Below are 22,467 nucleotides of genomic sequence, written 5' to 3' on the forward strand. Positions count from 1 at the left end.
CTTTAAATTATGACGATCCGACAAAAACAACTATTCGGAGAACGCAATGAGTGAGACGGTTCACCCCCATCAGCAGGCCAGTAGTCTCTGGACCTCCAGAATGGCATTTATTCTGGCTGCAGCCGGCTCGGCCGTGGGGCTTGGCAATATCTGGAAGTTTCCATACATCACCGGTGAAAACGGTGGTGGTGCTTTTGTACTGGTTTACCTCGCCTGTATTTTTCTTATAGGTGTGCCGGTTCTCATCGCAGAAATCATGATTGGCCGCCGGGGTGGTCAAAGCCCTGTCGCAACCATGCGCACCCTTACAAACACCGAGGGCACCTCCAAAGGCTGGCGCATCATCGGCTGGAACGGTGTGGTTGCTTCCTTCCTGGTGCTTTCCTTCTATGCGGTCATCGGTGGCTGGTCGCTGGTATACATCGGCAAAGCGGCGCTCGGCTTGTTCGTTGGCGCGGATGCAGAAGCCATAGGCGGGCAGTTCAACAACCTGTTGGCGAACCCCTGGGAACTGTTGCTCTGGCACACGGTTTTCATGGCGATTGTGGTGTTTATCGTTGGCCGGGGCATACGCTCGGGCCTTGAAAAAGCGGTCACCATGCTGATGCCAATGCTGTTCTTGCTGCTTATCGTGATGGTGTTTTACGCCATGAGCAGCGGCAGCTTTGGCCGTGCTGTCAGCTTTATGTTTTCTCCGGATTTCAGCCGCTTGACGACAGAAGGTGTTTTAATCGCCCTTGGCCACGCTGCCTTTACGCTCAGTATCGGTATAGGCGTGCTGATGGCCTACGGTTCTTACCTGCCCCAAAACATCAATATTGCCAAAACCGCCATGACCATAGCCGTGCTGGATACCAGTGTGGCTTTGCTTGCCGGGCTTGCGATCTTCCCGCTGGTTTTTGCCAACGGTCTGGAAGCCGGTGCCGGGCCGGGGCTGATTTTCGTGACTCTGCCATTAGCCTTCGGTCAGATGGGCGGCGGTATTGTGTTTGGCGCTCTCTTCTTTGCCTTGCTGCTGGTGGCGGCCATCACTTCTGCCATTTCCATGCTGGAGCCAGTCGTTGAATGGCTTGAGGAACACAAAGGCGCAAACCGGGTCAAAAGCGCCCTGGCGGGCGGCTTCGCTGCCTGGTTCATCGGCATCGGCACGGTATTGTCCTTCAACCTGTGGGGCGATGTTCATCCGCTGGGCTTCATCAGCTTCTTCGAAGGCAAGACGGTGTTCGACTTACTCGATTTTCTGGTCTCTAACGTCATGATGCCTTTGGGCGGGCTTGCGATCGCCCTGTTTGCAGGGTGGGCCATCAGGCGCGAAGGGCTGGCTGAGGATATGGGCCTGAAAGGCGGCGCCTTCAAAGCTTTCATGGTGATACTGAAGTTTGTAACCCCGGCGGGTATCGCGATCGTGTTCCTCTATAACTTGGTTTGAGGTGTTCCTCGGGTAGCTTGGCCGTTATATTGGGTGCGAGTGGTCTGGAGATAGTAAGCCATGCGCATTGCCTTGAAACCCTTTGGGTGGTTGATATTCGCTTTTCTGGCGCTAGCTGTGCTGTTCGGGGCTTTGACGCTTCGCCAGTTATGGAACGATGCGCTGCAACAGAACGGTATTGAAACGCTGGACTGGCAGGGGCTGGATCTATCGTTCAGTGGGGTATCTGTGCGCGAGCTAAAGCTCACCCAGTCCTTGCCGACGCGGGATGTTGCGTTGCAGGGCAGAGAGCTGGCACTGGGTTGGCGCTGGCCTGAATGGGGGCAAGGGTGGCAGCCTTGGCTGAATACGCTGACAGTCAAATATCTGGAACTGAACTGGCACACAAAACCGGGAGGGCAGCCCGCAGCGGAATCGCAACAAAAGAACCAGTTGCCGCCGGCATTGCCGGCATGGTTGCCTTCTGAGATTGCCATTCAGCAGTTTGAGATGACCCTGCCGTGTGAGGCAGGGCGCTGCTCTCTGGCAGGAAACCTGTCGCTTACCAGCTCGCAACCTGATTCTGCTTCTGGCCTGGCCGGAAACGCTCGACTTCCCATTAAAGCCAATCTGCAGCTTGACCATGAAGGCCATCAGATTGATGTGCTGGCAACCCTTGATGGCTCCTGGAACGATGATCTGAGTTTTTCCGCAGAGCTGGCGATTGACGGAACACAGTATCTATCCGCGCAGTCGGGTTACCGAAACCGGAATGCGAAGGGTGTGGTGTCCTGGCGCGGCTCTGTCGAAATGCCGGATTTGCCCCAGACGGACTGGCTATTGGCCTGGCTGCAAACCTGGCAGAGCATGCCTGTTGAACAGTGGCCAGATCAGCCGGAGACAGGTTCAATAGAAGCCAGTTGGCAGTTGCAGGGCCCTGGAGACAAAAGCTTTCTGGCGCAGGTGACGGGTAATGTGAACGTCCAGGCGCGATTGCCCCAGCCATGGCCAGCGCCCGGACTGGGAAAAATCAGAGGTAATCTGGAAGTCGCACTGAAGGCTGAACAAGGCCAGTGGCAGCCTGAGACGCTGCAGGCTGATCTGGAACTCAGTCATCCGGCGGCATGGATCAGAAAGGTGCCGGAATTGATGCGGCCAGATTCGCTGACGCTGTCAGTCCGGCCTGGTAAGGCGATGGCGCCTGCTTCTCCAGATTCGCCTTTGGCTAAAACAGGCTCGGCGCAAATCCTGTTGCCGCTGAATGTGGAATTGAGTAGCCGTGGAAGCGCAAATATTTCCATGAACTCTCACCTTGCCGTAACCACCAAAGCTCCGTGGGCTGTTCAACTGGGGAAAACCCGATTAACCGCAGCTCTGTCAGAGCTGAAGGCGGACAACTGGCTGCTGACGAAACCCAGTGTGCAAATTTCGTTGACCGGCTGGCTGGATACCACCGCAGCGGCATTGAAATTTGGTGAGCCGACGGTTCTGGAGGTCGAAAAGCTTGAACCACTTTCCGGAGCGACCGCCACGACGCCGAATGAAACACTGCTCAAAGGCCTTCGCGCCGACCTCGCTAGAGGTACGCTGAAGGCAAGCTATCGGTTGGAGCAGGGCGAACTGGATAAGCTAAGCCTTGTCGGGCCGATCGGCCTGAAGGCACAGCAGGTCAAGCATCCGCAGTTGCTACCGCAGTCCTGGCAGTTCAATGGAGAAGTGAACAACAATCTGGCTCGCACGGATGTTTCGGGTTTGCTTATGGCCAAAACCGGAACAACCGTGAATCTTGATCTGACTTTCCCGAACCAGGGGCCTCTCCGGCTTGATGGCAAGATGCGGGTGAGCGGAGAGAAGGAAGCTGAGACTCTGTCTCGCATCTTCTCAGCCTGGCCACCACTGCTTTCGGTATCGGGCGGCACGGTTAGCGCCAATGCCACGTACAAACAACCGAAAAACGGGGCGATAGGGGTGTCTGGAAAGCTGGTGTTCGCCGACTGGAGTGGCACATACAATCGCACCGCCTGGACCAGGATGAATGGTGCCGCTGAATTCCTTTTTGAGAACGACCGCATCAGGGTAGCGACACCGGAGCTGACCTTAGAGGAGTTGAATTCCGGGCTGCCGGTCGGGCCAGTTCTCCTGGCCGGGCATTATGAAGCACCTCTGGCACAGCTGGCTGCTGGGCGGCTGACTCTGGAGCGGGCTAGCTCTGGCGCTTTGGGCGGAGAGATGCAGATCCAGCCCGGAAGCTGGGATCTGGCGCAGGCGCCGGTGACTATTCCCGTCGAGCTCAACCAGCTCAGTCTTGCGCACCTTTTGCAGCTGTACCCGACCGAGGGGCTGGCAGGTACCGGTATTCTTAGTGGAACCGTGCCTTTGTTGTTTGATCCCGCGACCGGGGTTCGGGTGGAGCAGGGCCGTATCGATGCGCTCAAACCAGGTGGGCGATTACAGGTGACGGCGGAGCGGCTGAAGGCGCTTGCCGGCCAGAACGAGTCCATGAAACTTGTTGCACAGGCGCTCGAGGACTTTCGCTACTCTGTTCTGGATAGCGGTATCGATTATGATGAGGACGGTACCTTGGTGCTGAAGCTACATCTTGAGGGCAGTAGCCCGGCGGTCGGAAAAGGCCAGCCGGTGGTGCTGAATATCAATCTGGAAGAGAATATTCCTGCGCTGCTTACCAGCCTGCAGTTAAGCGGCAGGGTAAGCGATGCCGTCTCAGAACGAGTCAAAAAAGTACTGCAGAAACGTGAGCGTGATTCAGCCGACCTGTTAGAGTAGAGAGTAACAAAGGAGTACACCGATATGACGCAATTTGGTTCCAGGTTTCCCCGGCGTGTGTCCGCCCTGTTTGCGGGTCTGATTATGGGTAGCTTACTGATAGCTTGTACCCCGACCGTTCAGATGGCAGCGCCGAAGGAGCCGATTACTGTGAACCTGAACGTAAAAATTCAGCATGAAATTTACGTAAAGGTCGATAAAGATGTGGACGAATTGTTCAGCGAAAAGGGCCTGTTCTGATTGCCTTGGTGTTTTGTACTTAGCGAATTATTAAGGAGTTAACCATGACATTATTTGCGCGATTCAGTGCCCTGATTTTAGCGTTATGCCTTGCTCTACCGGCCATGGCCATGAGCCTGGATGAAGCGAAGAACGCTCTCGATTCTGCAAAAAACCAGGGCCTGGTTGGTGAGACGCCGACCGGTTATCTGGCGGCTGTAAGTTCCGACCAGAAAGCTCAGGAGATTGCGAATGCAATCAACGATGCCCGGCGCGAGGCTTATAAAGAGATTGCTGAAAAGCATGGTATTGCGGTTACAAAGGTAGAGACAGTAGCGGGTCAGAAAGCGGTCGAGAAAACGCCTGCAGGCCAGTATATTCAGGTGAAAGATCGCTGGGTGAAAAAGTAGGAACGAATCGGCAGCTGTTTGATGGGTTTATAACCAATCGGTCTTAATGCCAAGTCGAGATCTGCCGATAACCGTTACACATAAGTCCTTGCAGGAGATAAAGGCTATGGTAACGCCAATAATTGGTCGCGGGCCGGATGTGACCGGTCGTGTGAATACGGGCCCGTCTGAAACCAGGCCCGCTGGCCGGGTAACCGCTGAAGTGCTTGCCGACAAGCAGGCTTCTATCCGCACGCCCGCAGATGCCATCAATGTGATGCGCACACGCATGGAGCAGCGGCTACAGGAAGCCATGGGCGGTCAGAGCAAAGCCGTATCGGGTGCTGATAAGTACGCTGAGCAGGCTCAGCCACCTTCCGCCTCTGATGTTGCCAGTGTGATTCTTGGGTTCGTGCAGAATCGTCTGCAACAGGAGGCCGATGGCGGCGCGGATGTTGAGCAGCTGACGAACTTGCTGTCGCAAGCTCGCGCCGGAATCGAAAAAGGTTATGCGGAAGCGCGAGACCAGATTGTGGTTCTGGGCATGATGAACGAGACGCTCTCCGGAGAAATCGACGAAGGTTTCAACCTTATCCAGGACGGTCTTCTGAATCTGGAAAGGTTGTTTTTAGGTAAAGAGCCGGAAGCGGACAACCCCACCGAAACTGGTTAATTAGACTCCTCGGGTTTGCCTTGTCTGGACAAAGCCTCAGACAGATTATTCCAGCCAGCGTCAATACCTGGGAATTTCTCTGTCATGGCGCGATAGTATTTCTCCGCTTCTGACCACTGGCCTCGCTGGTAGGCAATGTTTCCCAATCCCAATAACGCTGCAGGTTGGTCAGGCCAGGCTTCTGCTGCTGCCTGGTATGCGGCTTTTGCTGCGGCTGTCTGCTGCGTTGTTTCCAGATCATGGGCGGCCATCAGGAAGGTGAGAGGTTCGGCCGTTGCCGGAATCTGCTCTGGCGGCAGAATGACTCTCGCCCAGCGCTCGGAGCGGTCCCACGTTGCCATAAACACGCTGGCAGGCTGCCGATCATTCTCTTCTGTACCGGTGTGAAGTATCAGCGCTTTATTTGCGCTGTCATAGCCAGTGACCACTGCAAAATGCCATTGCGGCCACCAGCCGAAGCGCAGGTTTTGAAGAACCAGAACCGGGTGACCTGCCCGCACCTCTTCCAGGACACTGTCCAGCTCGGGCGGCAGCGGATAAACAAGCATCCCGTATTGGCGAGCTGCTGCCACCATCTCGACTTGCAGGGCTCCTTTGCGCTGCGGCAGGTATACTCGGCTTACCAACTCATCCGGCGTAGCGTCTACATCCTGGGCGTTCAGCATCATTGCCAGTGAGGCAGGGCCACACTGGTATTGCTCCTGTGGATGAAAAGGCACTTCGGTGAGAGTGGCAGTGTCGAAAGAGTCTGGCCATTGCGGCTGGCTGGCGCAGCCTGAGAGCAGAACTCCCAGGAACGCCGCCAAAAGAAGCCGGGTTGGCCTCAGCCAGAATTCATGCACGGTAATCTTTGCTTAGCGTATGCACTTAATGAACGGGAAGATATTCGTTGCGCACAGCATGTCTGTAATGATGAATACCAGCAAGAACAGTACGATTATGCCAACGACACCCTCACCGGCAGGCGCTTCCGCAAGCTGTTGCTTGAAATCTGCCAGTTCGGAAGGCGTGAGGCTCTGAATCCTGTCTCTTACCTCCTGCTCGCCCACTCCCATATTCACCAGAGTGGTTTTGACGTCCTCACGCTCCAGCATGCCCATCAGAGCCTCACGGTCGATGTCTGCGCGCTGTTCGGTCAGGAGTTCGCCGGTACCGACGATACTTGCAGAGGCGGGAATCGCCCACATTGAACTCAAAATCATTACCAGCGTCATGATCGCTGAGACGGACTGGGTATAGGATCGGATTGCTTGCATCGGACTGTTCCTGTTATTGACCTGTTCAGGTTCGTGTTTATGGATCAGAGATCAACCAAGTATAAACGCTCGCGCGCAAAGTGCTGACAAAATCGAATTAATAGCTATTAATGCCAACTCCGTGCCCAGTTTCCGATTGTGCTTTGATATGCCGTATTCCGGTCAGCAAACTTATGGGGTGCCGGCATAACTGAACTATGCTAATGATCGAATTCATATATATTTATTATTCCGGACCTTTCAGCATGTCTGATGCAGCTGCTACAGCTTTTGAGATTTTTCCGTGGAACCAAAATTTCGAAACGGGTATCGAGAAGATTGACGAGCAACATAAGGTGCTTGTTGAAATTCTGAACCGGCTCGCCTGGCACTGCGCTTCCAGCACCTCGGAGCTTGAATGCAGACATGTTCTTGATGAGCTGCTTTCTTATGCTGCCTATCACTTCAAAGCGGAGGAGAAAGTCTGGGAAACAGCTCTTGGCATGCAGGAAATGGTACAGAACCATCATGATGGCCACCAGATGTTCTTTGTTCAGATTCAGATGTACCGCTCGAGTGATGAGCCGGAAGAGAAAGTGATGGGAGACTTGTTCAACTATCTGACCCGTTGGTTGGCTTCTCATATTCTGGAATCGGATCGTCGAATGGCTTTGACCCTCAAGGCGTTAGAGCACGGTGTTCCCATTTCTGAAGCCAGGAAAGAAGTTGATGGCCAGCTGAGTGGGGCGATTTCTGTCATGGTCTCGGCGTTGCTGGAGATCTACGACAAGCTCTCGGTCAGCACCGTACAGTTGATGCGCGAGAAAATGGCAAGGCTCAGAGCCGAGGACGAATTGGCCCGGCTGCAGCATGACAAACTCTATGTTGCACTGGCGCAGCAGGCGTCAGACCATGAGGCACAGCTTCAGTTTCTGGCGTATTCAGACCCTGTTACCGGTCTGATGAACCGAAACGGAATTCTCAGGGAGATTCGTGGTGTTATGCGGCAGAAACAAGTGCCCGTCGGATCTGCTGCGCTGATCTCCATTGATCTGGATAACTTCCATAAAGTGAATGCCCGCTTTGGTGAAGAGTCTGCCGACCGATTGCTTGGGTTGCTCGCCCGGCGCTGGCGGGAAGCCATGGCCCACGGTGGACAGCTTGCCCGGATCAGTGGGGACGAATTTGTAGTGCTGCTGGCGGATAGCGGAAAAGTGGAAGCCCAGTTAAAAGCCCTGAGACTCACAGCGGGGCAACCGTTTATTCTGGATGGTGGCAGTATTTCCATGGCCTTCACTGCCGGCGTTGTTCTGTTTCCCCATGATGGCGCTGGTGATGCAGATACAGTGCTGCGGCAGGCTGATCACACACTGTTTCGTGCCAAACAGGAGCAAAAAGGCGACTGGCTGTTTCTGGATGCCGATGAACAGCGCCAATCCGTGGAGCGTCAGCAGCTTCTGGCCGACATCAGAACAGGGCTTGCCGACAATCAGTTCAGGCTGGTGTATCAGCCCAAAGTAAGCATGCGGTCAGGTAACGTAATTGGTGTGGAAGCACTTATCCGCTGGGAGCACCCGATAAAAGGTACCTTGAGCCCGATAGACTTTTTGCCGGCACTAGAGCACCACCCGCTGATTATCGATATTGGCGAATGGGTTATCGAGCAGGCGTTCAGGCAGATGACAACTTGGGATAGCGAAGGGTTAACTCTGGATGTGGGCGTAAATATCGCGGCAATGCATCTTCAGCAACCGGGCTTTACGGATAGCCTGGCGGGGATTCTGGCACGCTACCCGCATGTGGTCCCGCAACGGCTCGACCTCGAAATACTTGAAACGGCGGCTCTTGGCGAGCTAGATAAGGCAAACTACATTATCCGGGACTGCGAAAGCCTTGGCGTCACTTTTTCTCTGGATGATTTTGGTACGGGATACTCATCGCTTTCCTATCTCAAGCAGTTACCGGTTAAAACCCTGAAAATAGATCAGGGGTTTGTGAGAGGCGCACTTTCGAATGCGGATGACATTGCCATACTTAAAGGCATAGTCGGCTTGTCTAAGGCATTTGACAGGAAGCTGGTCGCTGAGGGCGTGGATACCAGAGAGCACGGGGAGCTATTGATCAGCCTTGGCTGCTACGATGCACAGGGTTATGCCATTGCCAGGCCGATGAAACCGGAAAAAATAGCAGCCTGGAAAAACCAGTGGCGACCTTATCCTGAATGGTCTGCCGGAGAATACGCAACGCCATGATTACACCTGCCAATACAACGGATAACCGCAAACTTGCCAAAGCCCGGTTACCCCGGATGATGTTCGACTATTTTGATGGTGGTGCCTTTTCCGAACAAACTCTCAGAGAGAACACCGGAGATTTCCAGAAGCTGCATTTTCGTCAGCGGGTTATGCGGGATGTTGCCAGCGCTTCTGCCATGGCCCGGATACTTGGTGAGGATGTTTCGCTGCCGCTGGTGCTCGCACCTGTTGGCCTTGCCGGCATGCTCGCACGGCGGGGAGAAGTTCAGGCGGCCCGGGCCGCACAGAAAAGCGGCGTGCCGTTTTGCCTGAGTACCGTCTCTATCTGTTCGCTGGAGGAAGTTGCCGGGGCAACGGGCTCCGCCAATTGGTTTCAGCTTTATGTGCTAAAGGACAGAGGCTACTCCGAAGCTCTGCTTAATCGTGCTTATAAAGCAGGGTATTCCACGCTGGTTTTTACGGTGGATCTTCCCAAACTTGGCGTGCGGTACCGGGATGTGCGTAACGGGATGAGTGGTGGTCTCTCCCCTTGGGGGAAAATTCAGAAGCTGTCAGACCTGCTTTCTCATCCACTCTGGCTTTGGGACGTTGCCATCAAGGGCAAACCCCTGACGTTTGGTAATCTCTCTGATGCGGTTCCATCGGGTCGTAACCCTGAGGATTTCAAAGCCTGGGTTGACCAGCAGTTTGATGCGTCCGTTACCTGGAGGGATCTCGACTGGGTAAGACAGCATTGGCCAGGCAAGCTGGTGATCAAGGGAATCATGGACCCGGATGACGCTCGTTCCGCGGTGGACGTGGGGGCCGACGGCATTGTTGTCTCCAATCATGGCGGGAGACAACTGGATGGCGCACCTTCAACCATCTCGGCGTTGCCGGCCATTGTGGAAGCTGTATCAGGAAAAACCGAGCTTCTGTTTGATGGTGGCGTGCAGTCTGGCCAGGATGTTGTACGGGCGCTTTGCCTGGGCGCGAGCGCTTGCCTGGTGGGCCGTGCATGGGCCTATGCACTGGCAGCAGGTGGCGAGGCGGCTGTCTCACGGATGCTGGAAAACTTCCGTTATGAGGTGGAGTTGACGCTTGCACTGCTGGGTAAAAATTCGGTAGAACAGTTAAATCCGGATGATCTTGTCTGAGCGACAAAACGGAGGCTTGATGATGGAAATTCGAATCAAAAGAGCTTGTGAAGACGCCGCGCGCTCCCGTGGTCCAGGTATTCTGGTTGACAGAATTGTTACCCATTATGAATGACTGATGCTGGAGAGTTCGGTATGCCGGTTATGGTTCAGGCGCTGGTACCTGTTTTTGCGCTGATTGTATTGGGGCACCTGTTCAGGCGCTGGGCCTTTCCTTCGATCGACTTCTGGCCTCAGGCGGAGCGCTTTACCTACTACGTGCTCTTTCCCGCGATGCTGGTGTTCAAGCTGGGCCAGGCCCGACTGCCAGCTTCAGCTTATGGCGATATTGCCTTACTTATTGGTTCCATGATTCTGGCGATGACGTTGCTATTGGTCGCCGTGCAGTTTTTCTGGCGCTGGAGCGGGCCGGTTTTCTCCTCGGTATTCCAGGGCGCTATCCGGTTTAATTCCTACGTGGGCCTTGCTGCAGGCGGAATGCTACTGGGTGATGAGGGCCTGTCCCTCACAGCGATTGCTGTCGCCATCATGGTGCCAATGCTGAATCTGTTGTGCATTCTGATGTTCTCACTGGTGGCAGCGCAGGGCCCTGTGCGGGTGGCGCCGGTGCTACGCGCGATTGCATCAAACCCTTTGATCATCGGGTCGATACTCGGCGTGACATGGAGCTTTTTCGAAATTGGCTTTCACCCGCTCCTTGCTGGCACGCTTGAACCGCTGAGCAATCTGGCTTTGCCTATGGGGCTGATGACGGTTGGTGCAGGACTCCAGCTCAAAGCCCTGAGAGGCGGATCCGTGCCGTTTATGGTGTCGTCCTTATTGAAGTTGTTGCTGCTTCCGCTGATGGCTGCAGGTCTTGCTATTTTACTGGGTCTTGAAGGCACGCTGGTGCAGGTAGCAGTGCTTCTGGCCAGCCTTCCAACGGCGACATCGGCTTATATTCTTGCCCGGCAGTTAGGCGGTGATGCACCGCTGATGGCGGGTATAATCAGTGGCCAGACGCTTCTGGCCATGGTGTCCATTCCTTTAATACTCAGTATTCTCTGGTAGGCATTTGAGCACGGCATCGGCGATGCTTTGCTGAAATGCCTCATAACCGTTCGCGGTTGCATCAATATCCGTGGCCAGCGGATCCCAAGTGCTGAACGTCACATCCAGCCCATCGGTGATGGAGTGCCACCACTGCCGGTTGAATTGCGGCTCAGTCAACAGGCATGGGTGATTCGCACCGCGCAGGAGATTTTGAACGTCTGCAATGTGCCGTGCCCCCGGCGATAACTCCGGGTTTAGTGTCAACACGCCCTCAACCTTCAGGTTGTAGTGCTCTGCAAACCGAGTGAAGGCGCTGTGATACGCAAACAGGCTGATATCCTGCAGCGGCTCCAGTTGCTCGCGAATCTGTTCTTCTTTCTTTCCAATAGACGCCCGAAAGCTTTCCAGATTGCGATCCAGGGCCGGCTTGTCTGCCCCGTCCAGTTGCGCCAGGGCATCCCGGATGGTTACTGCCATGGTAAGCGCCATTTGCGGGTCTACCCAGATGTGCGGATCGTCCCCGTCGCCGTGATCATGCTCATGGCTGTGATCGTCATGGCTTTCGTCATGAGAATCGTGGTCGTTGTCCTCTTTTTCAGCACTCCCGGCTTGGGCATCTGGCTGCATAAGTGCGACTGAACGCCCACCAAACTCACTGCCGGTTAACAGGCGGCTCAGAAACGTTTCCATTTCCGGGCCGACCCAGAAAACGATATCGGCACTTTCCAGTGCCCGGCGCTTCGACGGCGTCATTGAATAATTGTGGGGGCTGGAGCCTGGAGGAACCAAGGTGCTTGTGTGCATATCTTCCGTTGCAACCGCGCGTACCAGAAGTTCCAGCGGCTTGATTGAGGCCAGAATGCGGGCATCGGCATAAGTACTACTGCCATAGAGAAGGGCGCTGGCACTCAGGGTTAAAGAAAAGGCTGTTTTTAGAATGCGCATGGGTGATCTGAGTCCTGGTGTATGGTTGCAATGTTATAATATAACATCAATGGCAAGAGAATCGCAAAATCTGATGTGCGTCAGGAGATCAGCGCAATGATACGCTTGGCGATCATGCGAAATAATGCCCGGGCCGGTATAATGCCGGGTTTATCAAACGGCCACCGATTTTCAGGAAGGTTTCATGACTGTACGTACCCGAATTGCTCCATCACCCACCGGTGATCCACACGTTGGTACCGCCTACGTGGCCCTGTTCAACCTGTGTTTTGCCCGGCAGCACGGAGGGCAGTTCATTCTGCGTATTGAAGATACGGATCAGGTGCGCAGTACTGCGGAATCCGAACAGGACATTCTCAAGGCGTTGCGCTGGCTCGGTCTTAACTGGGATGAAGGCCCCGATGTAGGTGGGCCTCACGGGCCGTATCGCCAGTCTGAACGCAAACATTCCTACGGACAGTACGCGGAAGATCTGGTCACCGATGGCCATGCATTCTATTGTTTTCGTACTCCCGAAGAGCTGGATGTCATTCGTGAGGAGCGTAAAGCCAAGGGCCTTAACCCGGGCATCAAAGGTGATCTTGAGCTGTCTCAAGAAGAGGTGAAGCGCCGCCTGGATGCGGGTGAGTCTTATGTGATCCGCATGAAAGTGCCCGACGAAGGCGTCTGCGAAATTGAAGACATGCTCCGGGGCACCATTGAAATCGACTGGTCGCAGGTGGACTGTCAGATTTTGCTGAAATCTGACGGCATGCCGACATACCATCTTGCAAACGTGGTTGACGATCATCTGATGGAAATCACCCACGTGCTGCGCGGCGAAGAGTGGATCAACTCTGCGCCCAAGCACAAATTGCTGTACCAGTATTTCGGTTGGGATATGCCGGTGCTTTGTCACCTACCGCTGCTGCGCAACCCGGACAAAAGCAAGCTGTCCAAGCGTAAGAACCCGACCAGCATCAATTTTTACGAGCGTATGGGCTTTTTGCCGGAAGCGGTAACCAACTACCTTGGCCGTATGGGCTGGTCCATGCCGGATGAGCGCGAAAAGTTCACGCTGGATGAAATGATCGCAAACTTCGATATCCAGCGTGTATCCCTCGGTGGCCCGGTCTTTGACGTAGAGAAGCTGCGCTGGCTCAATGGCCAGTGGCTTCGCGACGAGCTCACGGAAGATCAGTTTGTCGAGCGTATGCGCCAGTGGTGGTTCAACGGAGACGCACTTAAGGCGTTGGTGCCACATATCAAGGGCAGGGCAGAGGTGTTCTCCGATGTAGCCCCCATGGCCCAGTTCATGTTCTCAGGCATGCTGGACCTGAAGCCGGAAGACTTTGCGCACAACAAACTGGAAGAAGGCCAGATCAAGCGGGTACTCCAGTTCACCTTATGGAAGCTCGAAGCTCAGCGCCACTGGAATAAGAGCACGATCTTTGCCGATATCAAATTCCTGGCCAAAGCTATGGATCTGAAAATGGGCGACTTCATGTTTTCTGTATTCGTAGCCATTGCCGGCACTCCGAACTCCTGGTCTGTTATGGACTCCATGGAATTGCTGGGCCCGGACATGACCCGCGCCCGTTTGCGTCAGGCGCTGGAAGTGCTTGGGGGTTTCTCCAAGAAAGAAACCAAGAAAGTGGAAAAAGAATACGCTGCACTGGGCGCTTAATAACTATTTTGGTGAAGAAATAAGCGGTCTGGACAGGGAAGTTCAGAAAACTGAAAAAAAGTATGGCTAAAGGTTGACGCCCATGGGGCGGATCCTTAATATACGCGCCGTTGGGGGCCATAGCTCAGCTGGGAGAGCGCAACACTGGCAGTGTTGAGGTCGACGGTTCGATCCCGTCTGGCTCCACCAATTTCTAGTCCCCTTCGTCTAGTGGCCTAGGACTCCGCCCTTTCACGGCGGCAACAGGGGTTCGAACCCCCTAGGGGACGCCAATACGGCTTGACGGTTTAGTCCACCGGATAGCCATCAAAAAAACCGCCTTCGGGCGGTTTTTTTGTGCGTAAGTGAAAAGAAAAAGCGTTAGCGCGAGGCAATAGCGCCCTTGCCAACACCTTCATAAGCCTTCACCAGGATCGTATCTGAGGGAGACTGCAATTTGAGCTGGTCGGCGATGTGGGCGGCGATCAATTCAACCGTGGTGTCAGTATTCATCATGTAAACCCGCGCCTCAGGCAGGGTAAGCGCAAACTCGCCCTGATTGGCTTCGTACTCGAAAGTTATGTAGGGAACGCCATCTTCTCCCACGTGACGTCGCGCTACATCCTCTTCAGAGCCCACATAGATATCCTGCCAGAGCTTGGCCCAGGTGCGTTCAAGGTCATAATCCCGATGACCATTGCGATCAATGCGAATGGGGGAGCGGTGGCCGTGGGCTATGCGCTGGCAGTTTCCCAGGTGCTTTTTCAGGCCGTGAACGTAGTGATAGTATGCGCCTTCAATCACATCTTCCCGCAGATTGATCTCTACTGAGGTGACATTCGCGGGCAGCACCGCCATCAGTTCACGCTCAAGCAGGGTCGCAACCGCCGATGGAACAACGCGTTCTGACGAAAGCCATACGATGGCCTCGTCCGGCGAGCGGTGCACAATGTGGCTGCCGTCATTGAGCCTCCAGGTAAACGTATCGGGCGTGTCCTGATTCCACGAGAGGCCTTCGTAGCCCCTGGGTATGACCAGCCGGTGATCCACGCGCTCGTCTATAATGCGCTTGATGGTGCGCTTCACATTGCTGAAATCGAATACCATGCCCTGGTCATCAAGCTCGCCGCCAAGCACAACGTCGGCAATCCAGCTTTCCCCTACTAATCCGCGGGTGGGATCCAGGTAAGCGAAATCAATAACGGTGAGATTGTCTACAAACAGATGATTCATTAAATTTCCGGGCGGGTATGGTTGAATGATCTGGGGATTCTAGCAAAAATCCCGGATGAGTGACCTGTCAGGCTATTGGCCTGAGTCGATTCTTGCCACTATTTCCATTTTCATCTCTCTATCAGGAGCGAAATCATAACTGCCTCTTGCCAAGACCGCGATCAGGATTTTCCAGCACTTGTTCTCGCGGCGGGTGCGTCCCGTCGGTTTGGGCGCCCGAAAGCCTTATTAACTCTGAGTGAGCAGCGTGGGCAGAGCCGCACGCTGCTGGATTGTGCCATTGGTCAGGGCAGGTTGCTAAGCCGGGACGTGCGTGTTGTGTATGGCGCCTGGTATCCGCTGGTTCGCTTTCGCTGCCGCGCGCAGCCGTCTCGATGGGTGCCTGTGGCGGACTGGCAATTGGGTATGGCGGCCTCGCTGGCGGCGGGTATTCGCAGCCTTGGCCCGCATGCGAAAGGTGTGTTTGTGCTGGTTGCGGATCAGCCGCTGCTGGACAGGGAGGCTCTTAGAGCTTTTGGTGAGACGGCGCGATGTTTCCCCGCGCAGGCTGCTGCTGCGGGCTATGGCCATCGCCCGGGAGTACCGGCCTATCTGCCTCGCTGGCTGTGGCCCGATGTGCTGGCACTGGAAGGTGACCAGGGCGCAGGTCGTCTACTGACTGAAGCCAATGCAACCCGGCTGGATATCCCGGGTGTCCATGACGACATAGACACTCCTGAAGATTGGCGCAGGATTCGTGAGGCAATTACCCGAACAGGCCTGCAAGCCAGGCAATTCCAAGGCTAAATACTCCAAGGCTCAGGGCCAGCCCGATAGTGTAGATTTTTGATGATGCAGAACGCTGCTGCGACACAAAAAGGTCAATGGTTCGTTGGGCAATGTCTTCAGCTGTCTCACGGGAAATCTCGTGGGCCTGCTGTATGGCTTCAGACTGCAGTGTCTGCCAGAACTCGGTGTCGATCGTCTGTACGCTGGTAATATGGTCCTTCAGCTCGGCCATATGATTGCTGGTGAAGCCGGAGTTGCGTGAGAGGTCTTTTTTGAGATCCGCAAGCTCCCTGCTCAGGTTGAGGTTTACCTCCGCTGCAACTTCGTCCCGCAGGTTGCGGGTGCGCTCTTCTACCATCTCGCTCATTGCGGTCAGGCGCTCTTCAATCGCATTTTCCTGCTTGCCGCGCGACTCATCCAGTGCGCGCTTCAGGTGGTCAAACTGTTCGTCAAATAGTGAGTTGAGAAGCTCATGAAGGCGATTGTTAATATGAGTTTTCACAGCGGAGCGTGAAATCTGTTCAATCAGATCGCTCGTCAATGGGACAACGCTGGGCGGATTGCTGCCATTCTGGGCTGTTTCGTTTCCGGACTGCTTTGGTGACATCTTTAACGCTGCGTTGTCTGGCATTTCGGCCAGATATTCGTCTGTATCGGGTTCCAGATCGATCTGAGGGGGCTCTGGCAGGGTGCCTCGCGTAACGTCGTTTGCCAGTTGATCCAGCACCAGACCGAGGCCGTCAGGCTGTGTAGGCTTGGTCAGGATGTTATAAACCCCGAAGTTTCTCGCTTCTTTTGTGAACGATGAAGACTTCTGGGAAGTACACATAATGATGGGTATGTTGGCAGTCTCCGGGTTGCTTTTGATGGCTTTGGTGGCTTCCACGCCGTTCATCCCGGGCATCAGATGATCCATAAAGATGACGTCTGGATGCTCGCGGCTGCGGAGAAACTCCAGGGCCTCTTCGGCAGAGACGGCCATACTGACATGCATGTCGCGGCCTTCCAGCAGCTTGCTTAGAGCGAACCGGGCTACCTTGGAATCGTCCACCAGAAGAGCATTCTTGATCGCCATCTAACTACCTCAAACTGTTACGTCAATCGCGTTGGTTGTTTGGCTGGTATTACCAGCCTTCCAGTGTCGGGCACTGTGTTGCCCGGTAGCTCTTGTCCCGATAGCACACGCCGGGCTCTGTGGTGCGGGCAGTGAATACTTCACCGGCCGCTGTGGTCAGGCGAACCTGTCCATAGGGTTCACCGTGGCGGAATGTCGCCTCGATGGAGCTGCCATTCGGGTTGCGCAGCAAACCATTTCCGTGGAACTTACCTTCGATGTATTCGCCTTCGTATTTTTTGCCGTTGGCGAACACTTCCGAGCCTTTGCCGTGGAAGGTTCCATTGGAAAAATCGCCTTCGTAATTGCGGCCATCCGGATAGGTGAGGGTGCCGTGCCCGTGAAAGTCGTTGTTGCGGAAGCCGCCTACGTAAAGCATGCCGTCGGCCGTCGTCAGGGAGCCGTGGCCGTTAAGCTGCCCCTGCGACCATTCTCCGGTCAGGATGTCACCATTATCCAGAGTGAGTGTGCCCTGGCCGTGAAACGCACCATTCACAAAATGGCCGTCGTATCGAAGGCCATCGCTGTCTTCATAGGTTCCGTCACCGGTTTTTACGCCACCCGTCCAGGCGCCGTTCTGGTAATTGACGGTGGTATAGGCTTCCAGTTTGCCCACCAGCGTCAGCTCACTGCCGGCATCGAGAGCGACGCTTTGCTGCCAGGGCCGGAAACCGGCTTTGCTTATGGTGATGTCATACTTGCCGGGAGCCAGTTCAAGATCCAGACGCGTTGCGCCATAGGTTTTACCATTGATTTCCACCTGATCACCTGCCACGTTTGACCGCAGGGTAAGGGCGCCTGTTTTCGGGGCGGGCTCGACTGCATCGGCAGTATAGGTGGCCAGAGCTGCTGGCGGCTCGGCAGAGGCAACCACCAGGGTTTCCTCCGGCAGTTTGGCAATGCGGAAAGGCTCGGTGTGCACCTCCGGTGGCGCGGATGACACTTCCGGTTCGGCCGCTGCCTCTGCAACACCCTCAATTGCGGGTATCGGAGCCTCTGCAACAGCTTCAGTCGAAGGCGTCGGAGCTTCAGTGACGGGCTGTCCATCACGAACCGAAGCAAAACCGGCCGTCACCAGAAGCATAAGGGCCAGAGCATTCAAAAACAGAAGTGGTCTGAAATCGACCATGGCGGAACCTCTTGATCCTGCATTCTACAAATTCGGTTGCGGATTTATCTTACCCAGCGAGAGCTGAATTATGTAACTGAAAGTGTCTGAACTTGATGAGAATGCCGGCTAAATCACACTTTGGCCGGAAGTTGATCATGATTGAGCTGCTCCCATGCGCTCATGTACACATCGGCTTCGTATTTGTAAGGCGACTTGAAAGGCGTTAGAACAAAATCGAAGATCAGAAAGAAAAAACCAACCGACGCCCAGGCGATGGCAAAAGTGCTGAGTGTTGTGGCCTGTACTTCGGGGTTTGAGTTCACGAAGTCCTGGAGTAGGGGGATCATCTCAGACGCCAGGACCACCGGATTGAAACTGGCCAGTACCAGCGGCACCCAGAAGGCCATGAATACAGGGAAGAAGCCGAACGACCAGAGCAGGCGGCGCGCCAGATAGATGGCGACTTCGCGCCAGAAACGCTGCCTTACCTCCGGGGATTTCCGGATGCGCTCAAGGTACCGGCGTCGCTCTGCCCAATAGGCTGCGATTTCGGGCGCTTGCGCGGCTCTTTCTGGGCCTGAAGATGTGCTCATGGATCTGGGGGCTACCTTATCGCTGGGGGACGGATACATGATAATTGATACTACGTGTTACCCTGTAATTCTCCAATTGTTAACGACAGGATAGTTTGAATGGCTGCAGTGATCGATAACGCAACCCATCCGGCTTTTGAGAAGCTTCGCAGTCACCGGATAGATTCGCTTAATCTCGACGTCGAAGAGTATCGCCACAGAAAAACCGGTGCCCGCCATCTTCATCTCGCGGCGGATAACGAGGAAAATGTGTTTTTTGTTGCGCTCAAAACCTTCCCGATGGATTCGACTGGCGTTGCTCATGTTCTTGAGCACACGGCCCTGTGCGGCAGTGAGCGCTACCCTGTTCGCGATCCGTTTTTCATGATGATTCGCCGTTCTCTAAATACGTTTATGAACGCGTTCACCAGCAGCGATTGGACGGCTTATCCCTTCGCGAGTATGAATCGCAAAGATTTTGATAATCTGTTGTCCGTCTATCTGGACTCGGTCTTTTTTTCCAAACTGGATCCGTTGGACTTTGCCCAGGAAGGCCACCGGCTGGAGTTTGACAAGCCGGACGATCCAAGTACGGAGCTGGTGTATCGGGGCATTGTGTACAACGAGATGAAAGGGGCCATGAGTGCGCCCACCTCACAGCTTTGGCAGAATCTGAGCAGCCACCTGTTCCCGACCACCACGTACCACTACAACAGTGGTGGTGAGCCGGATCATATCGTTGATCTGAGCTACGAAGATCTTATCGGTTTTTACCGGCACCACTACCACCCCAGTAACGCAATTTTTGCGACCTACGGTAATATTCCGGCTCACGAGCACCATGAACGGTTTGAAGAGCTTGCACTCAAGCGCTTTGACAAACTGGATATTGAACTGCCTGTGCGCGATGAAAAGCGCATGTACGCGCCGGTTCGTGTGGACCAGGGCTACGGGGTCAATGAGGGCGAAGACACCGCCAACAAAACCCACATTGTTATGGGTTGGCTGCTAGGCCACAGTTTTGATCTGCAGGAAAACCTGGAAGGGCAGTTGTTGTCCGCTGTATTGCTGGAAAACAGCGCGTCTCCGCTGATGCGGGCGCTGGAAACAACCGATATCGGCCAGGCGCCCTCACCCATGTGCGGGCTGGAAGATTCCAACCGGGAAATGACCTTTCTTTGTGGCATTGAAGGTAGCGAACCGGAGAAGCAGAAAGAACTGGAGGCGCTCATTGAGAGCACGCTTCAGAAAGTGGCGGATGAGGGCGTCAGCGAGGAACGCCTGGAAGCAATCCTTCACCAGCTCGAACTGCATCAGCGCGAAATTGCCGGCGACAGTTTCCCTTACGGCCTTCAGCTGATCATGAGTGCGATTGCACCTATGGTTCACGGTGGCGACCCGGTTGAGCTGCTTGATCTGGACCCGGTTCTGGAAACCCTGCGTGAGAAAATCCATGATCCGCAGTACATCCCTGGCCTTATTCGCCGCAAGCTGCTGGATAACCCGCACCGGGTAACGCTCACTCTACGTCCGGATGACAAGCTGGATGCGCGGCGCCAGCAGGCTATTCGCGAAGCTCTCGCCAAGCGCAAATCTGAGCTTACCAGCGAGGAAATCGCGCAGATCGTCGATCGTGCCAAGGCGCTGGAAGATCGCCAGATGCGTAAGGATGACGATTCCATTCTGCCGAAAGTGGATCTAACCGACGTGCCGCTGCAAATGCCGGAGCCGGAAGCCAGCTTTGATGGCGATATTTCTGCAACCGTCTTTGCGCGGGGTACCAACGGGCTGGTTTACGAGCAGGTGGTACTTCCTCTGCCGGATCTGACCGAAGAAGAGCTGTCGCTGTTGCCGTATTACGGCACCCTGATTTCAGAAGTTGGTTGCGGTGATCTGGACTATCTGCAGATGCAGGAGCGAATCTCTGCGGAGTCCGGTGGTATTGGTGCCTCGTTCACCGCCAAAGGTCGCATTGATGATGTTCAGGATCTTACTGGCTATATGATCTTCAGCGGCAAGGCGTTGTCACGTAATCGAACGGTGATGACCAAGCTGCTTCGGGACGTATACACCAACGCCCGGTTTGATGAAAAAGGTCGTATCCGGGAACTGGTTGCCCAGATTCGCGCCCGCCGGGAGCAGGCGGTAACAGGCAGTGGTCACGCGCTGGCCATGGGTGCGGCAGCCCAGGGCGTGAGCCCCGGAGCCTGGTTGGCCTTCCGTCTTGGTGGCCTTGCCGGAATTCGCAGCACCAAAGAGTTGGATCAGTCCCTGAAAGATCCTGCAGCACTTGATGCTTTCTGCCAGAAACTGACGGACCTGCATGGCAGGATTCGTCAGCAGGCGCGCGAGTTCCTGGTCATCGGTGAGGAAGAACAGCTTCCAGCATTAATCGACGACCTTAAGTCCTGCTGGCAGGGTCATAATGGTGTCGAATCATCCCTCTGGAAGCTGGAGCCGGTGAGTTTCGTAACCCGCGAAGCATGGCTGACGTCCACCCAGGTAAGCTTCTGCGCTCGCGCATATAGCACTGTGCCGGTTGACCATCCCGATGCGGCTGCGCTCACCGTGCTCGGTGGCTTCCTGCGCAATGGCTATCTGCACAGAGCCATTCGGGAGAAAGGTGGCGCCTATGGTGGCGGAGCTTCCCAGGACAGCGTGAATGGCAACTTCCGGTTTTTCTCCTACCGGGATCCACGTCTGGCTGAAACTCTTGATGATTTTGACAAGTCGCTGGTATGGCTTCAGGAAACTGACCATGAATATCAGGAGCTGGAAGAGTCCATCCTCGGGGTTATTGGCCAGCTCGACCGCCCGCGTTCGCCGGCTGGTGCAGCGCGTCACGCGTTTCACAACAAGCTGTTCGGGCGCAGTCCTGAGCAACGGGTACGTTTCCGTGAAAGGGTGTTGTCAGTAACGCTTGATGACCTTAAGAGGGTTGCTGCTACCTGGCTGGTGCCCGAAAAAGCCAGCACCGCCGTAGTGACGGGCCCCGAGCATCGCAATCTTGTTGAAGGGCTTGGTCTGAATATTCAGGAATTGTAGGTAAAGAGCAGGCAGGTCGCTAATGGCCTGCCTGCATGGTTCAGTAAGGGGTTCTTTAGCGGTTCCGCTTCAAACCGGTGGCGACCATGATACGCGTCGCAATTTCTTCTACGGAATAGGCCGTCGTATTCAGAAATGGAATACGCTCCCTTCGATACATCAGCTCAATCTCTTCGATTTCGTGCATGCACTGCTGAATGGATGAATAGCGGGAGTTGGGGCGCCGTTCGTTGCGGATGGTAGCCAGCCTCTCGGGTTCAATCGTCAGGCCAAAGATCTTTTCCTTGTGGGGTCTGAGAGCCTTGGGCATCTGCTGGTCGGTAAGATCCTCTTCGGTAATCGGGTAGTTGGCAGCTTTAACACCGTACTGGAGTGCGAGGTAAAGGCAGGTGGGGGTTTTACCACTGCGGGATGCGCCTACCAGAATGAGTTCTGCTTCATCGTAATGCCGGGTGCGCGCACCGTCATCGTTGTCCAGGGCGAAGTTCACGGCGTGGATGCGCCGCTCATAGACGCCTTCGTTGCTGATGGCATGGGATTTACCCACGGAATAGGACGAAGATGACTGCAGTTCCTGTTCCAGCGGGCTCAGGAATGTCCCGAAAATATCCACCATGAACCCTTGTGCATCAGTGATGATTTCGCGGATAGCGCCATCCAGAATGGTGTCAAAGACAAGGGGCCGGGCGCCGTCGGCTTCAGCTGCGCTGTTAATGCGTTTGACCATGTTCCGGGCTTTTTCAACATCGTCAATATAGGGTACGGTAACTCGCTCAAATTCAATTTTTTCGAATTGGGCCAGAAGGCTGTGCCCGAGTGCTTCGGCTGTCAGGCCGGTGCCGTCGGAAATGAAGAAGGCTGTACGTTTCATGGTGTTGGTCCGGCTCCCTAGGTAAAATCCGA

Annotated in this window: 19 protein-coding genes and 2 tRNA genes; 13 read left to right on the plus strand and 8 right to left on the minus strand. The window is 54.9% G+C overall.

Translation table 11 applies throughout. The annotated features are described in order from the left end of the window. Positions 1 to 46: 46 nt before the first annotated feature. The 5 genes from BUA49_RS09270 (at position 47) to BUA49_RS09290 (ending at position 5,473) form a co-directional block, all read left to right on the plus strand. Entirely contained in the window at positions 47 to 1,429 is a 1,383-nt protein-coding gene (locus BUA49_RS09270; protein WP_072796874.1) for a sodium-dependent transporter, read from the plus strand. 60 nt (positions 1,430 to 1,489) lie between these two features. Continuing rightward, positions 1,490 to 4,192, plus strand: coding sequence for a YdbH domain-containing protein (locus tag BUA49_RS09275; protein WP_072796875.1), 2,703 nt, complete (start codon positions 1,490 to 1,492; stop codon positions 4,190 to 4,192). 24 nt (positions 4,193 to 4,216) lie between these two features. Next, entirely contained in the window at positions 4,217 to 4,432 is a 216-nt protein-coding gene (locus BUA49_RS09280; RefSeq protein WP_072796876.1) for a YnbE family lipoprotein, read from the plus strand. A gap of 44 nt (positions 4,433 to 4,476) precedes the next feature. Beyond that, positions 4,477 to 4,821, plus strand: a complete 345-nt coding sequence (locus tag BUA49_RS09285; protein ID WP_072796877.1) for a YdbL family protein — start codon at positions 4,477 to 4,479, stop codon at positions 4,819 to 4,821. Between the two features lie 106 nt (positions 4,822 to 4,927). Continuing rightward, positions 4,928 to 5,473, plus strand: a complete 546-nt coding sequence (locus BUA49_RS09290; protein WP_072796878.1) for a DUF5610 domain-containing protein — start codon at positions 4,928 to 4,930, stop codon at positions 5,471 to 5,473. On the opposite strand, the gene BUA49_RS09295 is transcribed toward BUA49_RS09290, so the two are convergent. Both BUA49_RS09295 and BUA49_RS09300 read right to left on the minus strand, forming a co-directional pair. After that, positions 5,470 to 6,315, minus strand: a complete 846-nt coding sequence (locus BUA49_RS09295; RefSeq protein WP_084063523.1) for a PA2778 family cysteine peptidase — start codon at positions 6,313 to 6,315, stop codon at positions 5,470 to 5,472. The genes BUA49_RS09290 and BUA49_RS09295 overlap by 4 nt on opposite strands. Before the next feature lie 12 nt (positions 6,316 to 6,327). Further along, positions 6,328 to 6,729, minus strand: a complete 402-nt coding sequence (locus tag BUA49_RS09300; RefSeq protein WP_072796879.1) for a PA2779 family protein — start codon at positions 6,727 to 6,729, stop codon at positions 6,328 to 6,330. A 245-nt stretch (positions 6,730 to 6,974) separates the two neighbouring features. Here BUA49_RS09300 and BUA49_RS09305 point away from each other — a divergent pair, with 245 nt between their 5' ends. The 3 genes from BUA49_RS09305 (at position 6,975) to BUA49_RS09315 (ending at position 11,149) form a co-directional block, all read left to right on the plus strand. Continuing rightward, the gene (locus BUA49_RS09305) at positions 6,975 to 8,960 is read left to right on the plus strand and encodes a bacteriohemerythrin (protein WP_072797798.1); all 1,986 of its coding nucleotides are present in this window, start codon (positions 6,975 to 6,977) and stop codon (positions 8,958 to 8,960) included. Further along, positions 8,957 to 10,099, plus strand: a complete 1,143-nt coding sequence (locus BUA49_RS09310) for an L-lactate dehydrogenase (protein ID WP_072796880.1) — start codon at positions 8,957 to 8,959, stop codon at positions 10,097 to 10,099. The genes BUA49_RS09305 and BUA49_RS09310 overlap by 4 nt, the downstream gene beginning before the upstream one ends. Before the next feature lie 135 nt (positions 10,100 to 10,234). Continuing rightward, the gene (locus BUA49_RS09315) at positions 10,235 to 11,149 is read left to right on the plus strand and encodes an AEC family transporter (protein ID WP_072797799.1); all 915 of its coding nucleotides are present in this window, start codon (positions 10,235 to 10,237) and stop codon (positions 11,147 to 11,149) included. Here the strand turns inward: BUA49_RS09315 and BUA49_RS09320 are convergent. Further along, entirely contained in the window at positions 11,126 to 12,076 is a 951-nt protein-coding gene (locus BUA49_RS09320; protein WP_072796881.1) for a zinc ABC transporter substrate-binding protein, read from the minus strand. The genes BUA49_RS09315 and BUA49_RS09320 overlap by 24 nt on opposite strands. A 184-nt stretch (positions 12,077 to 12,260) precedes the next feature. On the opposite strand from BUA49_RS09320, the gene gltX reads away from it, so the two are divergent. The 3 genes from gltX to BUA49_RS09335 all read left to right on the plus strand — a co-directional run bounded on the left by gltX (position 12,261) and on the right by BUA49_RS09335 (position 14,014). Continuing rightward, entirely contained in the window at positions 12,261 to 13,742 is a 1,482-nt protein-coding gene (gltX, locus tag BUA49_RS09325) for a glutamate--tRNA ligase (RefSeq protein WP_072796882.1), read from the plus strand. Positions 13,743 to 13,855: 113 nt separating this feature from the next. After that, positions 13,856 to 13,931: transfer RNA gene (locus BUA49_RS09330), tRNA-Ala, on the plus strand. A gap of 7 nt (positions 13,932 to 13,938) precedes the next feature. Beyond that, a tRNA-Glu gene (locus tag BUA49_RS09335) sits at positions 13,939 to 14,014 on the plus strand. Positions 14,015 to 14,102: 88 nt separating this feature from the next. Here the strand turns inward: BUA49_RS09335 and BUA49_RS09340 are convergent. Beyond that, positions 14,103 to 14,954, minus strand: coding sequence for a 6-carboxytetrahydropterin synthase (locus BUA49_RS09340; protein WP_072796883.1), 852 nt, complete (start codon positions 14,952 to 14,954; stop codon positions 14,103 to 14,105). Between the two features lie 135 nt (positions 14,955 to 15,089). Here BUA49_RS09340 and BUA49_RS09345 point away from each other — a divergent pair, with 135 nt between their 5' ends. Continuing rightward, the gene (locus BUA49_RS09345; RefSeq protein WP_072796884.1) at positions 15,090 to 15,740 is read left to right on the plus strand and encodes a nucleotidyltransferase family protein; all 651 of its coding nucleotides are present in this window, start codon (positions 15,090 to 15,092) and stop codon (positions 15,738 to 15,740) included. Here BUA49_RS09345 and BUA49_RS09350 read toward each other — a convergent pair. The 3 genes from BUA49_RS09350 to BUA49_RS09360 all read right to left on the minus strand — a co-directional run bounded on the left by BUA49_RS09350 (position 15,700) and on the right by BUA49_RS09360 (position 18,540). Beyond that, entirely contained in the window at positions 15,700 to 16,797 is a 1,098-nt protein-coding gene (locus tag BUA49_RS09350) for a response regulator (protein WP_072796885.1), read from the minus strand. The two genes, BUA49_RS09345 and BUA49_RS09350, sit on opposite strands and share 41 nt — an antisense overlap. Positions 16,798 to 16,846: 49 nt before the next feature. After that, on the minus strand, positions 16,847 to 17,965 hold the full coding sequence (locus tag BUA49_RS09355) for an MORN repeat-containing protein (RefSeq protein WP_072796886.1): 1,119 nt from the start codon (positions 17,963 to 17,965) through the stop codon (positions 16,847 to 16,849). Between the two features lie 113 nt (positions 17,966 to 18,078). Next, complete coding sequence (locus tag BUA49_RS09360) at positions 18,079 to 18,540, minus strand: hypothetical protein (protein ID WP_072796887.1); 462 nt, start codon at positions 18,538 to 18,540, stop codon at positions 18,079 to 18,081. Between the two features lie 99 nt (positions 18,541 to 18,639). Here BUA49_RS09360 and BUA49_RS09365 point away from each other — a divergent pair, with 99 nt between their 5' ends. Beyond that, positions 18,640 to 21,564 (plus strand): insulinase family protein, encoded by a 2,925-nt coding sequence (locus tag BUA49_RS09365; protein WP_072796888.1) that lies wholly within the window; start codon positions 18,640 to 18,642, stop codon positions 21,562 to 21,564. Between the two features lie 55 nt (positions 21,565 to 21,619). Here BUA49_RS09365 and ppsR read toward each other — a convergent pair whose 3' ends face one another. After that, positions 21,620 to 22,435 (minus strand): posphoenolpyruvate synthetase regulatory kinase/phosphorylase PpsR, encoded by an 816-nt coding sequence (gene ppsR / locus BUA49_RS09370; RefSeq protein ID WP_072796889.1) that lies wholly within the window; start codon positions 22,433 to 22,435, stop codon positions 21,620 to 21,622. Between the last annotated feature and the right edge of the window lie 32 nt (positions 22,436 to 22,467).

The sequence above is a fragment of the Marinobacter antarcticus genome, from assembly GCF_900142385.1.
In the GTDB taxonomy this organism is placed as follows: Bacteria; Pseudomonadota; Gammaproteobacteria; order Pseudomonadales; family Oleiphilaceae; genus Marinobacter; species Marinobacter antarcticus.

Excerpts from the sequence above, each read along its gene's own strand:
- BUA49_RS09270 (WP_072796874.1), top strand. The coding sequence starts at position 47 with ATGAGTGAGACGGTTCACCCCCATCAGCAGGCCAGTAGTCTCTGGACC.
- BUA49_RS09275 (WP_072796875.1), top strand. The coding sequence starts at position 1,490 with ATGCGCATTGCCTTGAAACCCTTTGGGTGGTTGATATTCGCTTTTCTG.
- BUA49_RS09280 (WP_072796876.1), top strand. The coding sequence starts at position 4,217 with ATGACGCAATTTGGTTCCAGGTTTCCCCGGCGTGTGTCCGCCCTGTTT.
- BUA49_RS09285 (WP_072796877.1), top strand. The coding sequence starts at position 4,477 with ATGACATTATTTGCGCGATTCAGTGCCCTGATTTTAGCGTTATGCCTT.
- BUA49_RS09290 (WP_072796878.1), top strand. The coding sequence starts at position 4,928 with ATGGTAACGCCAATAATTGGTCGCGGGCCGGATGTGACCGGTCGTGTG.
- BUA49_RS09300 (WP_072796879.1), bottom strand. The coding sequence starts at position 6,729 with ATGCAAGCAATCCGATCCTATACCCAGTCCGTCTCAGCGATCATGACG.
- BUA49_RS09305 (WP_072797798.1), top strand. The coding sequence starts at position 6,975 with ATGTCTGATGCAGCTGCTACAGCTTTTGAGATTTTTCCGTGGAACCAA.
- BUA49_RS09310 (WP_072796880.1), top strand. The coding sequence starts at position 8,957 with ATGATTACACCTGCCAATACAACGGATAACCGCAAACTTGCCAAAGCC.
- BUA49_RS09315 (WP_072797799.1), top strand. The coding sequence starts at position 10,235 with ATGCCGGTTATGGTTCAGGCGCTGGTACCTGTTTTTGCGCTGATTGTA.
- BUA49_RS09320 (WP_072796881.1), bottom strand. The coding sequence starts at position 12,076 with ATGCGCATTCTAAAAACAGCCTTTTCTTTAACCCTGAGTGCCAGCGCC.
- gltX (WP_072796882.1), top strand. The coding sequence starts at position 12,261 with ATGACTGTACGTACCCGAATTGCTCCATCACCCACCGGTGATCCACAC.
- BUA49_RS09340 (WP_072796883.1), bottom strand. The coding sequence starts at position 14,954 with ATGAATCATCTGTTTGTAGACAATCTCACCGTTATTGATTTCGCTTAC.
- BUA49_RS09350 (WP_072796885.1), bottom strand. The coding sequence starts at position 16,797 with ATGGCGATCAAGAATGCTCTTCTGGTGGACGATTCCAAGGTAGCCCGG.
- BUA49_RS09355 (WP_072796886.1), bottom strand. The coding sequence starts at position 17,965 with ATGGTCGATTTCAGACCACTTCTGTTTTTGAATGCTCTGGCCCTTATG.
- BUA49_RS09360 (WP_072796887.1), bottom strand. The coding sequence starts at position 18,540 with ATGAGCACATCTTCAGGCCCAGAAAGAGCCGCGCAAGCGCCCGAAATC.
- BUA49_RS09365 (WP_072796888.1), top strand. The coding sequence starts at position 18,640 with ATGGCTGCAGTGATCGATAACGCAACCCATCCGGCTTTTGAGAAGCTT.
- ppsR (WP_072796889.1), bottom strand. The coding sequence starts at position 22,435 with ATGAAACGTACAGCCTTCTTCATTTCCGACGGCACCGGCCTGACAGCC.